Genomic DNA, 12,332 nt, shown 5'->3' on the forward strand with positions numbered 1-12,332 from the left:
GTGACGGTAGTGCCGCGGCCGGCGTCCTGGCGGTGACGCCGGCCGCGGTCTTTCTAGGAGTTGTAGGCGTGGGCGGTCACCTTCAGGCCGCGCGGGCGGCCCAGGCGGGACGGCCAGGTGATGCCGACCTTCCGGGACTCGCCGGGGAGCAGCCAGAAGTAGTTGTCGGTGTACTGGGCGGGCAGCACCCGGTCGCCCTTGCCGTCGCGGAGGGCGACCCGGATCAGGGCGGCGGCCGCCTTGCCGCGGTTGGTGACGGTGGCCGTGACGCCCGCGCCGGCCGCGGTGGTCCGGACGTCGAGGGCCGTGCGCGGCATCGTCGACAGCGCCCGCATGTCCGAGGGCTTGCCGTACCGCCAATACGTGTTCTCCGAGAGGAGCTCGCCCTTGGCGGTGCGCATCTCCAGTCGTACGAGATGAAGCGGTTGACCCTCGACGGCGGCGACCGTGAAGGCCGGGGTCGTCGAGGACGGGGCCACCGACAGTGTCTGGCTCTGGGGAGCGCCGAGCGGGCGGCCGGCGAGATCGTAGGCGCGGGCGGTGACGGTCACGCCGGTCAACGCGGACGGGGTGTGGTTGACCGCGCGCACACGCCACGTACCCGGGTCGGCCTGGACGTGACGGGGTGAGCAGCTCTTGCGGGAGCCGTAGTAGGCCCCGTTGACGTCGAGGTCGTAGTCGTAGGTCTGCCAGACCGTGCTGTACCAGGCCGGGTGCGACATCCAGAGCAGCAGGCCGGACGCGTTGTCGAACAGCGACGAGTTCCACGCCTCGAACATGGCGCGGTGGTTCTCGTAGTTGACGAACTGCGCGCGGGCGGTGAACTCCTCGAGCGACGACGCCACGCCGAGCCGTTCCTCGATCGCCTTCTGGTAGTCGCCGACGTGCTGGTTGCCGATCAGCGCCCAGTCGTGGTAGCCCCAGACCTCGCCGATGGGCCACGCGGGCTGGTCGGCGGCGAGGTTGCGCATCGTCTCCGGGTGCGGCACCACGGGCATGCCGATCTCGGTGTGGAAGCCGAGCGTCCCGTTCTTGTAGATGGCCGGGTCGGGATAGGTGGTGGGGTCGATCCAGTGCCACGGGCCCGATCCGCTGACGATGCCGGCGTTCGACGACGGCACGTAGACGATCTCGGGGTTGAGCTCGGCGACCGCCTTGCGCAGGCCGGCGTCGATCGCGGCCGGCGGGAACTGCTCGTTCGCCCCGCACCAGACGGCGATGCTGGGGTGGTGCCGGTAGCGGCTGATGGTGTCGGCCACGACCGCGTCGTAGGTCGCGGACGAGTCGATGAACGGGCCGGCCTCCCAGAAGTCGTTCCAGACCAGGATGCCGTACTCGTCGCAGGCGGCGTAGAGCTCCTCGCGGTTGCTGCTGCCGATCCAGTTGCGGATCATCGTGAAGTTCATGTCGCGGTGCATCGCGACCGTCTCGCGGGTGCGGTACGGCTCGGTGCGGCGCAGCAGCTCGTCCCAGCCCCAGTTGCCGCCGCGGCAGAAGACCGGCACGCCGTTGACGCTGATCTTCAGCTCGGTGGCGCGGTTGTCGACCGCCTTGACGTCGGTGAACGTGGTGCCGTCGAGCGAGGTCCGCACGACGAAGTCGCGGGCGTACGCCTGCTCCCAGTCGATCCGCACCTGGTCGAAGGCGGCGGGCGCGCCGAGGTCGACCTGGATCCATTGGTTGTCGGCGGACTCGGAGGCCCATCGGGTACGGGGATTGCCGTCGGTGACGTTGCTCGCGGGGTTGGACGACTCGCTCGACGACGCCGTGGCCGGCTTGCCGCGCGCGAGGTCCTCCCCGCCGGCGAGGACCGAAAGCGCCCACATCGACACGCCCCAGTCGGTGGCCCGCTTGCCGGTCTGGATCCGGACGTACCGGCCGGTGGCGTTCTCGACGGGCACGACCTGCCGGCCGGTGTTGCCGGGCGGCGTCTCGTTGTCCACCGCCTTGACGTCGGCCCACGCGTCGCCGTCGTCGGAGACCTGCACCCGGTAGTCCAGCGCGAACGCCTGCTCCCACAGGATCGTCACGCGGTCGAAGTCGGCCGCCGCCCCGAGGTCCACCTGGATCCACTCGTTGTCGCGGTACTCCGAGCTCCACCGGGTGCCCGCGTCGCCGTCGACCACCGCGGCGGGGCTCGTGCCGTCCGCGGCCGACGACGCGGTGGCCGTGCGGTGCAGCGCGAGGTCGGGGCCGCTGCCGTCGGTGACCGAAAGGGACCACATCGACACGCCCCAGCCGGTGGCGCGGGCGCCCGCCTGGATGCGCACGTGCCGCTTGTGCTGCCGGTCGAAGGTGACGGTCTGCGACGCCTTGCCGTCCTGGAAGTCCAGCGGTGGCTTCGCGGCCGGGCTGATCACCACGGGCAGGTGCGACTCGTACGAGAACTCGCGGATGCCGTAGCGGATCGTCCGGCTGTCGCTCACCGCGCGCCCGACCGTGGCGGTGACCGTGAGGTCGTGCAGGTGCGGCTCGCCGTACCCGTTGGGCCACCACAACTGGGGGTCACGCACGTGGACGGTGCCGAGCGTGACGTCCAGGGCGCCGCCGGCCGGGACGGTGACCGTCCTGCTGACGCCGAGCGACGCCTTCAGCGTCACGGTGACCGGGGCGGCGGCGACGTTGCGGACCGGGACGGTGACGGTGATCTCGGCACGCTTCAGGTCCGGGACCTTGGTGACCACGTGCAGGTCGCCGATGACGATGTCGCCGGTGCTGCGCAGCCGCACGTGGTTCCAGATGCCGGAGGCCCGGTCGCGCACGGCGGGCATCCAGTCCCAGCCGGACACGGCGAGGTAGGTCGGCGAGTCCTTCCAGATCGAGCCGCCGCCGAGGAACGTCCAGCTGTTGAGCGTCTTGTCGCCGGGCGTGCCGGGGTGCGGCATCGGCGAGATCTTGACGCGGACGGTGTGCTCGGCGTGGCCCTTCAGCGCCGAGGTGATGTCGAAGGCCCCCCGCGCGAACGGGTGGGTGACGGTGCCGACCTCGACGTCGTTGACCCAGGTGGTCGCGGCGTGGTTGACGCCGTCGAACTCCAGCCAGACGCGGCGGGAGGCGTCGAAGCCGCGCGGCAGCCGGAAGTCGCGGCGGTACCACCACGCGTGCCGGGACAGCGCCTCGGGGATGCGCAGGTTCTCGAAGCCGGCGACCGGGTCGGGCAGGTGGCCGCGCTCGACCAGGGTGGCGAGGACCGTGCCGGGGACGGTGGCGGGCACCCAGTCGCGCAGGTCGTCGCCGGCGAAGTCGTCGAGGGTGAGCGCCCAGCCGGACTCCAGCGGGACGGTGCCGTCCTCGGCGACGCGCAGCGCGGGCGCCGGGGCGGTGTTGCCGCCGGCCCAGTCGGTCCAGCCCTCGGCCCGGGGGCGGGGGCCGAGCGCTCGCCCGTACACCTGCAGGCCGTTGAGACCGGCCGGGTTGGCGTTGTGCCGCGTGAGGACGGTCAGCCGCACGTGCCGGGCACGCACCGGCCGGGCCGGCGTGATCCGCTGGACCCCGCCGGCGCCGTCGGTGGTCTCGTGCACCAGGGTCCAGGCCGCGCCGTCCGTGCTGGTCTCGAGCTTGTACGCCGTGGCGGCGCTGGACAGGATCTCGTCGCCGTCGGTGGCGCCGTAGTTGCCGTCGAACGGCCCGTCGGCGAGGGTCGCCTCGAACGTGAGCGTGACCGACTCGATCTCGCAGACCGCTTGGAGGTCGACCGCGATCCATTGCGGGTCGCCGCCGCCGGCCCGCCAGCCCGATCCCTGGACGCCCGCCTGGGGCAGCCGGTCGACGACGAACGAGGGCTGGGTGGGCGCGTACGCGGTGGACGACGCGGTGACCGGCCGGTGCAGGGCGAGCTCGGTGCCGGCGGGTGCGGGGGCGGCGGCGCGGGCGGGGCCGCCGAGGGGCAGCGCGACGGACGCGAGCAGCCCTCCGCCGGCGCCGAGGAACGCCCGGCGGGACACGGACGGGGTATCGACCATGAGTGACTCCAGGAGGACGGTGACAACGTTGTCATAAGACGACCATGAATCCGTTGTGTCAAGACCATGTTTCGGTGTCCCCCGGCGCCGTCTACGGTGGAGCGGTGCGACGTCCCTGGTGGCAGTGGGTGATCGGCTGGCTCGGCGCGGCCGCTTTCGCCGGCACGTTGGTGTTGTACGCGGCCGGTGGCCTCCTGGCGCCCGCGTGGGCCATCGCGCTGCTCCTGCTCGCCTGGCTCGCCCTGCTCTGGCTGGTCGTCAGGCTGATGCGCACCGGGCGGCCGCTCTGGGTGCCCGCCGTCCCGGTCGCCGCCTACACGCTGTGGTACGCGGCCCTCACCGCCGGCGAGAGATGGCTCGGCTGGACCGGCTGAGGACGGCCGCTCGCCGGGGCGAGCCTACGATGGCGCGGTGGAGGACATCCTGCTGATCGCCGTCGTCGACATGGCCGCGAGCCGGGCCGGCCACGAGGCGTTCATGGCCGATCCGGAGCGGCTCGCGCCACGCGCGCGGCTGGGCGGCGCCGCGCCCAGCACCCGGGTGCTCGACGTTCACGAGTGATCCTCGCGGGCCACCCGGGCCGCGATGCGGGCGACCTCCTCGACGGTGAGCGCGATGATCGGCTCGTCCGGGCCGCCGGCGGCCAGGCCGCGCTCGACGTGCGGGGCGTGGATCTCGGCGGCGACCCGCTGGTCGAGGGTCTCGTGCAGGCGGTCGGCGATGCGCTGGGCCAGGTCGTTCATCACAAGCGCCAACCGTAGCGGTGCCGCCGGTCAAGCGGCGAGCGCGTGGTCCGCGGGGGTGGGGTCGTAGACGGTGACCACCACGCCGCGTGCCCAGCGCATGCGCGTGGCCGCGCTCTCGGGGTAGTCGCCGTAGGCGGTGGCGAGCACGGCCACGCAGCCGCGCGTGCCGCCGCGGGAGCGGACCGCCTGGACAATGGCCGCGTCCACGGCGCGGGAGGTGGGCCGGGAACCGGCCGGCAGGTCGCTGGCGAACAGCGCGGCGGCCCGCGCGGCGAGCAGTTGGCTTCGCATGTCGATCAACTCCGGTCGATGCGGTGACTGAGGATTTCAGAGTGAACCCTCGATGCCACCGCGCGCCTCCGGCGATCTACCTAGGGAGCGGTCCGGTTGGCGACAGCCGGAACGCGTTGAGGACCATCTCGGCGTAGCGCCGCCACACCGCCGGGTCGGTCTCGCCGAGCACGATGAGCTGGCGCACGGCGCCGCAGAGCACCACGCGGACGTCCGTCTCGCCCGCGTCCGGCCGGATCGGCCCGTCCCTCGCCGCGCGCCGCAGCAGCTCCCCCACCTGGGCGAGGATGACCGCGGCCGGCAGGATCTCGCCGTCGAACAACGCGTCGGCCAGCACCCGGTCGGCCGCCAGCGCCGCGAACATGCCGGGCACGTAGGAGCAGAGCGCCTCGTACGCGTCGTCCCGGGCGAGGGCCGCCTCGGTGTCGCTCGCGAGCCGCCGGAACTGCTCGCGCGCGACCGCGACGACGAGCTCCTGCTTCGTCGGATAGCTGCGGTAGACGGTCGCCTTGCCGACACCGGCGCGCTCGGCGACCTGCGGCACGGTCACCCCGAGCCCCTGCTCGGTGAAGAGCTCCCGGGCCGCGGCGATGACCCGCTCGTGGTTGCGCACGGCGTCGCTGCGGCGGCGGGTCTCCCTCACCCTCTCAGTCTGACGCACGCCGATCCCCCGGTACGCGGGCGGCCAGGAACCCGGTCTTCGCGCGGGTGACGAACCCGAGCCTCTCGTAGAGCCGAAGGGCCCCGGCGTTGGCCTCGTTGACGTGCAGGAACGCCTCGTCGCCGCGCTCGCGGATCAGGCCGGTCAGAGCCCGCACGAGCGTGCTCGCCAGCCCCTGCCCGCGCATCGCCGGATCGGTGCAGACGGTGCCGATCTCGGTCCATCCCGGCACCCGGATCCGCTCCCCCGCCATCGCGACGAGCGCGCCCTCGCGGCGGAGGCCGAGGAACGTCCCGATCTCGACCGCGCGCGGCGCCAGCGGTCCCGGCCTCGTCCGCTCCACAAGATCGAGCATGTCCGGTACGTCGTCAGGGCCGAGCCGCAGCACGCCGGCGCTGTCGAGGGCCGCCACGTCGCGCGCGGTCATCTGGTAGCCGTCGCCGCTGCCGAGCAGCTCCCAGCCGCGCGGCACCCGGGCGCCGGCGCCGGCCAGCGTGACGATCTGCCCGGGGCCGGCCAGCGCGGCGAGGTCGGCCCACGCGCTCGCATCGTCCCAGTCGCGCACCGCGGCCAGGGGGGACAGTCCGGGCAGGTAGCGGCCCGCCGCCCCGCGCAACTCCGCGAAGTCGCGCTGCGGCCCGGTGAGGGCGGCCCAGACGAGGTTGTCGGGGATCATGGTCATGCGGCAGTCCTTTCCGAGGTGACCACGCTCGCGAGCGGGGCCGGGTTCACACGAGGGATGCGCGTCGCAACGGCCGCGGCCAGCAGCCCGGCGACGGCGCAGAAGACGTAGGCGAGGGAGAGGGCGCGGGCGCCGGAGGCCGCCTGGGACGCCAGGATCCCGGCCATGACCTGCGTGCCGACGGAGGATCCGACCGACCGGATCAGCGAGTTGACGCCCGCCGTCTCGGCGGCGCGGGCCGCGGGAACGGCCTCGACGACGACGGCCGGGATGACGGCCAGGGCCAGTCCCACGCCGAGCAGGGCCAGCACCGACCAGGCGAGGACCTCGGCCTCGCTGCCGTGGCCGGCCGCCGGCAGCAGCGAGCCCGCGGCGGTCACGACCGCCGCCAGGGCGAGCGGCACGCGCCCGCCGTAGCGCAGGTGCAGCCGGGCCGCGAGCGGGCCGCCCGCCATCATCGCCAGGCTGCCCGGCAGGAGCAGCAGGCCCGCCCGGGTGGCGTCCACGCCGAAGCCGTAGCCGGTGCTCGCCGGCGCCTCGGCGAACTGCGGCACGAGCACGAAGGCGCCGAACATGCCGCAGCCGACCAGGAACGTCGCGAGGTCGGCCGCCAGCAGCAGCGCGCCGGCCACGTCGGCCCGGCCGCCCGGCGCGGCGCCGGACGAGGGCAGCAGGAAGCGGACGGCGACGGCCGCGACGGCGGCGGGGATCGCCGTGCTCCAGAAGATCCAGGCGAGCGGCGCATGGTCGACGATCAGGCCGCCGAGCACTAGGCCGAGGCCGGTGACGAGCAGCCGCCGCCCGGCGAGCGCCCAGCGCGGCGAGGGGGATGGGCTCATCGGTGTCTCCGAGCTGGAAGTGGACTCTTAGGTCCGGATGCCTGGAACGATAACCGGACTTCGGGGTCCATCTACACGCGATGTGGTGGCGGGCACACGTGGCCGTAGCCACGCACTCGTTCGCCACTGGGATTCCACTGGGGCTTCCTAGCTTCGGCCGGACACAGGAAAACCACAGGAGGAACCCCATGTCGGATGCCACCGAGCCGGTCGTCGTGCTCGTGCACGGCGCGTTCGCCGAGTCGGCCAGCTGGGACGGCGTCGTCGACCGGCTGACCGCCGAGGGCGTGCGCGTCGTCGCCGTCGCCAACCCGCTGCGCGGCCTGCTCAGCGACGCCGCGTACGTGCGGGACGTGATCGCCTCGCTCGGCGGCCCGGTCGTGCTGGCCGGGCACTCGTACGGCGGCAGCGTCATCACCCAGGCCGCCGGCGACAACGCGGCCGTCAAGGCGCTGGTCTACGTCTCCGCCTTCGCGCCCGAGAACGGCGAGAGCGCGCTGGAGCTGTCCGGCAAGTTCCCCGGCAGCACGCTCGGCGACGCGGTGGTCAGCCGCCCGCTCAGCTCCGGTGGCAGCGAGCTCTCCATCGACCAGGCCAAGTTCGCGCACCAGTTCGCCGCGGACGTCGACCCGGCCGTCGCCGCCCGGATGGCCGTGGCGCAGCGCCCGGTCACCGAGGAGGCGCTCACCGCCGGCCTGGCCGCCGGCACCCCGGCGTGGCGGTCGCTGCCGAGCTGGTTCGTCTGGGGCGGCGCCGACCTCAACATCCCGGCCGAGGCCCTGCGCTTCATGGCGGAGCGGGCACAGGGCCGCGGCCTCCGCGAGATCCCCGGCGCCGGCCACGCGCTCCCGGTGTCGCAGCCGGGGCCGGTCGCCGAAACCATCCTCCAGGCCGTGCGGGCCTGAGACCCGAAGGAGACAAGGACATGAAGAAGACCCTCAGCATCGTCGGCGCCGGCGCCGTCCTCGCGGCCGGCCTCACCGGCACCGCGGCGTACGCGGGCGGCCACGCGCCGCAGAAGCCGACCGTCGTGCTCGTGCACGGCGCGTTCGCCGACTCCAGCGGCTGGAACGCCGTCACGCAGCGGCTGCTCAAGGACGGCTATCCGGTCGTCGCCGCGGCGAACCCGCTGCGCGGCGTGGCCTCCGACGCCGCCCAGGTGCGGGCCCTGCTGGACAGCATCGACGGCCCGATCGTCCTGGTCGGCCACTCGTACGGCGGCAGCGTCATCTCCCAGGCGGCCGCCGGCGACAAGGACGTCAAGGCGCTCGTCTACGTCGCGGCGTTCCTGCCCGCGGCCGGCGAGAGCGCGGCCGAGCTGTCCGGCAAGTTCCCCGGCAGCACGCTCGGCGACACGCTCAAGCAGGTCGCGCTCCCGGACGGGCACGTCGACCTCTACATCGACCAGGCCAAGTACCCGCAGCAGTTCGCCGCCGACGTGCCGCTCAAGGAGGCGAAGCTCTCGGCGGTCTCGCAGCGCCCGATCGACCAGGCGGCGCTCAACGAGGACGCGACCGGCGCGCAGGCGTGGCAGACCATCCCGAGCTACGACCTGATCAGCGGCGCGGACAAGAACATCCCGCCGGCCGCCCAGCAGTGGATGGCGAAGCGCGCGCACGCGAAGGTCGAGACGGTCAAGGGCGCCTCGCACTCGGTCTTCGTCTCGCACCCGGGCACCACGGCCGCGTTCATCGAGAAGGCCGCGCGCGAGACCGTGCGGAAGTAAGAAGAACCACCTGAACCGCGTGCACGGCCGCGCACCGGGTTCAATGGCGAACGTGGGTGCGACGACGTTGCGGTTCAGCATTCTGGGCCCCGTGCGGGTCCGGAACGGCACGGTGGACCTGGAGCTGGGCGGGCGCCAGCAGCGGTTGCTGCTGGCGCTCCTGCTCGCCCGGGCCGGCTCGGTGGTGGGCCTCGGCGAGCTCGTCGACGCGATCTGGGGCGACGACCCACCGGCCAGCGCGGTCAACAGCATCCACCGCGCGGTCGGCACGCTGCGCCGGCTGATCGAGCCCAACCTGCCGGTGCGGGCGGTCGGCGAGCACCTCGTGCGGCACTCGGCCGGCTATCGCCTCGAGGTGGACGAGGACGCGCTCGACCTGTTGCGCTTCCGGTCCCTGGTGCGGCGCGCGCGGCAGGCCGCGGGCGACGCCGAGGCCGTCCACCACTACGCCGAGGCGCTCGCGCTGTGGCAGGGGCCGCCGGCGGCGGGGCTGGAGCCGGTCTCACGTACCCATCCCGCCTTCATCGCCCTGGAGGCCGAGCTGGCGCAGACCGTGCGCGAGGCCGGCGACGTGGCCCTGCGGTCGGGCGGCTCGCGGCTGCTGCTGCCCACGTTGCGGCGGATCGCCGGCTGGCGCCCGTTCGACGAGGCGCTGCTGGCCCGCGTCATGCTCGCGCTGGCCGCGGAGGGCCGCCAGGCCGAGGCCCTCGACGCCTATCAGGAGGTGCGCCGCCGCCTCGCCGACGAGCTGGGCCTCGACCCGGGCCCCGAGCTGCGGCAGGCGCGCGATCGCGTGCTGCGCGGGCTCGCGGAGACCGAGCCCGTGCACGAGGAGGCGGCGGCGCCCACCCGGTTCGTGCCGGCTCAGCTGCCGGGCGACCACCCCTACTACACCGGCCGGGCCGACGTGCTCGCCCGCGCCGAGGCGATTCTGGCCGACGACCGCCGCCAGGGCCGCCCGACCGTGGCGCTGGCCTTCGACGGCATGCCCGGCGTCGGCAAGACCACCTTCGCGGTCCACCTCGCCCATCGGCTCGCACCGTCCTATCCGGACGGCCAGCTCTACGTGGACCTCCGCGGCTACGCCCCGGAGGGTCCGATGACCCCGGCCGAGGCCTTGCGGGGCTTCCTCAGCTCCCTGGGTGTGCGCGGTGAGGACCGCCCCGCCGAGCTGCACGCCGCCGCCGGCCTGTTCCGCAGCCTGCTCGCGGGCCGCCGCATGCTGATCGTGCTGGACAACGCCCGCGACTTCGAGCAGGTGCGCCACCTGCTGCCCGGCACCGGTGGAAGCCTGGTCCTTGTCACCAGCCGGGCCCGGCTCACCGACCTCATCACCGCGGGCGCCCACCCGCTGCCGATCGAGCTGCCCTCCTCGGCCGAGGCCCGCGACAACCTCGTCAGCCGCCTCGGGCGCGCCCGGGTGGAGGCCGAGCCGACCGCGGTGCAGGCCATCATCGAGCGCTGCGCGCGGCATCCGCTGGCGCTGGCCATGGTGGCGGCGCGGGCCATGGCGCTGCCGGACACGCCGCTCACCGAGATCGCCGCCGACCTGACCGGGGACCGGGAGCGCCTGGACGGCTTCGACGGCGGCCTGGCGGCCATCTTCTCCTGGTCCTACCGGGCCCTCTCCCCCGCCGCCGCGCGCCTGTTCCGGCTGCTGCCGGTCTATCCCGGCCCGGACATCACGGTGGACGTGGCGGCCGCGCTCGCGGGCACGGACGAGCGCACCGCACGGTCGCTGCTCGGCGAGCTGGCGGCGCAGATGCTCACCCAGGTGCGCGGCGGCCGGCACCAGCTGCACGACCTGCTTCGCGCGTACGCCTGGGGGCTGTCCGAGGCGGAGGACCCGCCGCCGAGCCGGGACGCGGCCGCCGCCCGGCTCTACGAGCACCTCGGCTGGGTCGATCAGCCCTCGAGGACCATCTCGGCGGCGCGCTCGGCGATCGCGTAGACGGTGGCGTTGGTGTTGCCCGACGGGATGGCGGGCATCACCGAGCCGTCCGCGGCGCGCAGCCCGGCGATGCCGCGCACCCGCAGCTCGGTGTCGACCACGGCGGTCTCGCCGTCGCCCATCGCCAGCGTGCCGACCGGGTGGCAGTAGGACGCCACCGCGCGGCGGGCGTAGTCGCGCAGCTCGGCATCGTCGTCGCTGCCCGGCCCGGGAACGACTTCGGCGTCGCGCCAGGCGTCGAGCGCGGCGGCACCGCCGATGCGGCGGGCCAGGCGCAGCCCGGCCACCACGGCGTCGAGGTCGCGGCCGTCGGCGTAGTAGTTGGGGTCGAGCAGCGGGTGGCTGCCGGGCGCGGCGCCGGCGAGCCGCACGGTGCCGCGGCTGTGCGGCAGCATCAGCGACACCCCGATCGTGTAGCCCTGGTCCGGCCCGGCGTGGCCGTTCACCGGCCGCGGCAGGTCGACGAAGACGAGCTGGAGGTCGGGCCCGGGCAGCCCGTCGCGGCTGCGGACCAGGCCGATCACCTCGCCGTGGTTGTTGCGCGGCACCGGGACCGGGCGCGACGAGCGGTAGACGACGTTGGCCACCGGGTGGTCCTGGAGGTTCGCGCCGACGCCGGGCAGGTCCGCGACCACCTCGATGCCGTGCTCGCGCAGGTGGGCCGCGGGACCGAGGCCGCTGAGCATCATCAGCTGGGCCGACCCGATCGCGCCCGCGGTGAGGATCACCTCGCCGGCCGAGGCGGTCACCGTCTCGGACCCGGCACTGTAGACGACCCCGGTGCAGCGCCCGCCCGCCAGCACCAGCCGGTGCGCCAGGGCTCCGGTCACGACCGTGAGGTTGGCCCGGCCGCGCACCGGGTTCAGGTAGGCGTCCGCGGCGCTCTGCCGGTGGCCGCCGACGATGTTCACGTCGACCGGCGCGAAGCCCTCCTCGAGCCCGCCGCTGATGTCGGTGGCGCGGCGCTGGCCCGCCTCGGCCGCGCCGTCGAGCGCGGCCGCCAGCACCGGGTTGAGCGGGTGCGAGGGCGCCACGGTGAGCGGGCCGCCGAGCCCGCGCAGCGCCGGGTCCCGGCCGGGCGCGTTCTCGCTGCGCTTGAAGTACGGCAGCAGGTCGCCGAAGCCCCAGTTCTTCGCGCCCGCGTCGGCCCAGCGCTGATAGCCGGTGTGGTGGCCGCGGGCGAACAGCATCGCGTTGATGGACGAGCCCCCGCCGAGCCCCTTGCCGCGCGGCAGCGGCGTGACCGCGCCGGCCGGGCCCTGCGGGACGGTCAGCTCGCCCCAGTTGGCGGTGCCGCGCACCAGCGTGGGCCAGGCCGGCGGCTCGGCCATGGCCGGCAGCGGCACGCCGTCGCCGGCCTCCAGCAGCAGCACGCGCAGGTCCGCACGCGCCGACAGCCGGGATGCGAGAACGCAGCCGGCGGTGCCGCCGCCGACCAGGATCACGTCGTAGGTGTTCATGTCGCCTCCCGAGC

At 74.3% G+C, this 12,332-nt stretch carries 12 protein-coding genes; 5 read left to right on the plus strand and 7 right to left on the minus strand.

The features are described from left to right. Positions 1-53: 53 nt before the first annotated feature. Positions 54-3,962: a discoidin domain-containing protein gene (locus Ade02nite_RS28295; RefSeq protein ID WP_203770455.1), complete on the minus strand. Its 3,909-nt coding sequence runs from the start codon at positions 3,960-3,962 to the stop codon at positions 54-56. A 104-nt stretch (positions 3,963-4,066) separates the two neighbouring features. Between Ade02nite_RS28295 and Ade02nite_RS28300 the strand changes: the two genes are divergently transcribed. Together Ade02nite_RS28300 and Ade02nite_RS28305 are read left to right on the plus strand one after the other, a co-directional pair. Next, a complete protein-coding gene (locus Ade02nite_RS28300) occupies positions 4,067-4,336 on the plus strand; it encodes a hypothetical protein (protein ID WP_203770457.1) in 270 nt (89 codons plus the stop codon). A 37-nt stretch (positions 4,337-4,373) separates the two neighbouring features. Continuing rightward, positions 4,374-4,523: a hypothetical protein gene (locus Ade02nite_RS28305; protein WP_203770459.1), complete on the plus strand. Its 150-nt coding sequence runs from the start codon at positions 4,374-4,376 to the stop codon at positions 4,521-4,523. On the opposite strand, the gene Ade02nite_RS28310 is transcribed toward Ade02nite_RS28305, so the two are convergent. From Ade02nite_RS28310 to Ade02nite_RS28330, 5 genes are all read right to left on the minus strand, one after another. Then, positions 4,514-4,708 carry a hypothetical protein gene (locus tag Ade02nite_RS28310; RefSeq protein WP_203770461.1) on the minus strand — a complete coding sequence of 65 codons (195 nt, stop codon included), beginning with the start codon at positions 4,706-4,708 and terminating at the stop codon, positions 4,514-4,516. The genes Ade02nite_RS28305 and Ade02nite_RS28310 overlap by 10 nt on opposite strands. A 27-nt stretch (positions 4,709-4,735) precedes the next feature. Beyond that, positions 4,736-4,999, minus strand: coding sequence for a hypothetical protein (locus Ade02nite_RS28315; protein ID WP_203770463.1), 264 nt, complete (start codon positions 4,997-4,999; stop codon positions 4,736-4,738). Positions 5,000-5,075: 76 nt separating this feature from the next. Continuing rightward, complete coding sequence (locus Ade02nite_RS28320; protein ID WP_203770465.1) at positions 5,076-5,642, minus strand: TetR/AcrR family transcriptional regulator; 567 nt, start codon at positions 5,640-5,642, stop codon at positions 5,076-5,078. A gap of 4 nt (positions 5,643-5,646) precedes the next feature. Continuing rightward, positions 5,647-6,342, minus strand: a complete 696-nt coding sequence (locus tag Ade02nite_RS28325) for a GNAT family N-acetyltransferase (RefSeq protein WP_239169113.1) — start codon at positions 6,340-6,342, stop codon at positions 5,647-5,649. Further along, positions 6,339-7,181 (minus strand): MFS transporter, encoded by an 843-nt coding sequence (locus tag Ade02nite_RS28330; protein ID WP_203770473.1) that lies wholly within the window; start codon positions 7,179-7,181, stop codon positions 6,339-6,341. Before Ade02nite_RS28330 ends, Ade02nite_RS28325 begins: the two co-directional genes overlap by 4 nt. A gap of 188 nt (positions 7,182-7,369) precedes the next feature. Here Ade02nite_RS28330 and Ade02nite_RS28335 point away from each other — a divergent pair, with 188 nt between their 5' ends. Genes Ade02nite_RS28335 through Ade02nite_RS28345 form a run of 3 tightly spaced genes read left to right on the plus strand, consistent with a single transcriptional unit; the run spans position 7,370 to position 10,858 of the window. Beyond that, positions 7,370-8,086: an alpha/beta fold hydrolase gene (locus Ade02nite_RS28335; protein WP_203770475.1), complete on the plus strand. Its 717-nt coding sequence runs from the start codon at positions 7,370-7,372 to the stop codon at positions 8,084-8,086. Positions 8,087-8,106: 20 nt separating this feature from the next. Continuing rightward, positions 8,107-8,907: an alpha/beta fold hydrolase gene (locus tag Ade02nite_RS28340; protein ID WP_203770477.1), complete on the plus strand. Its 801-nt coding sequence runs from the start codon at positions 8,107-8,109 to the stop codon at positions 8,905-8,907. Positions 8,908-8,959: 52 nt separating this feature from the next. Beyond that, positions 8,960-10,858: an AfsR/SARP family transcriptional regulator gene (locus tag Ade02nite_RS28345; RefSeq protein WP_203770485.1), complete on the plus strand. Its 1,899-nt coding sequence runs from the start codon at positions 8,960-8,962 to the stop codon at positions 10,856-10,858. On the opposite strand, the gene Ade02nite_RS28350 is transcribed toward Ade02nite_RS28345, so the two are convergent. After that, positions 10,813-12,318 carry a GMC family oxidoreductase gene (locus Ade02nite_RS28350; protein ID WP_203770487.1) on the minus strand — a complete coding sequence of 502 codons (1,506 nt, stop codon included), beginning with the start codon at positions 12,316-12,318 and terminating at the stop codon, positions 10,813-10,815. The two genes, Ade02nite_RS28345 and Ade02nite_RS28350, sit on opposite strands and share 46 nt — an antisense overlap. Positions 12,319-12,332: the final 14 nt, after the last annotated feature.

The sequence above is a fragment of the Paractinoplanes deccanensis genome (assembly GCF_016862115.1).
GTDB lineage: Bacteria > Actinomycetota > Actinomycetes > Mycobacteriales > Micromonosporaceae > Actinoplanes > Actinoplanes deccanensis.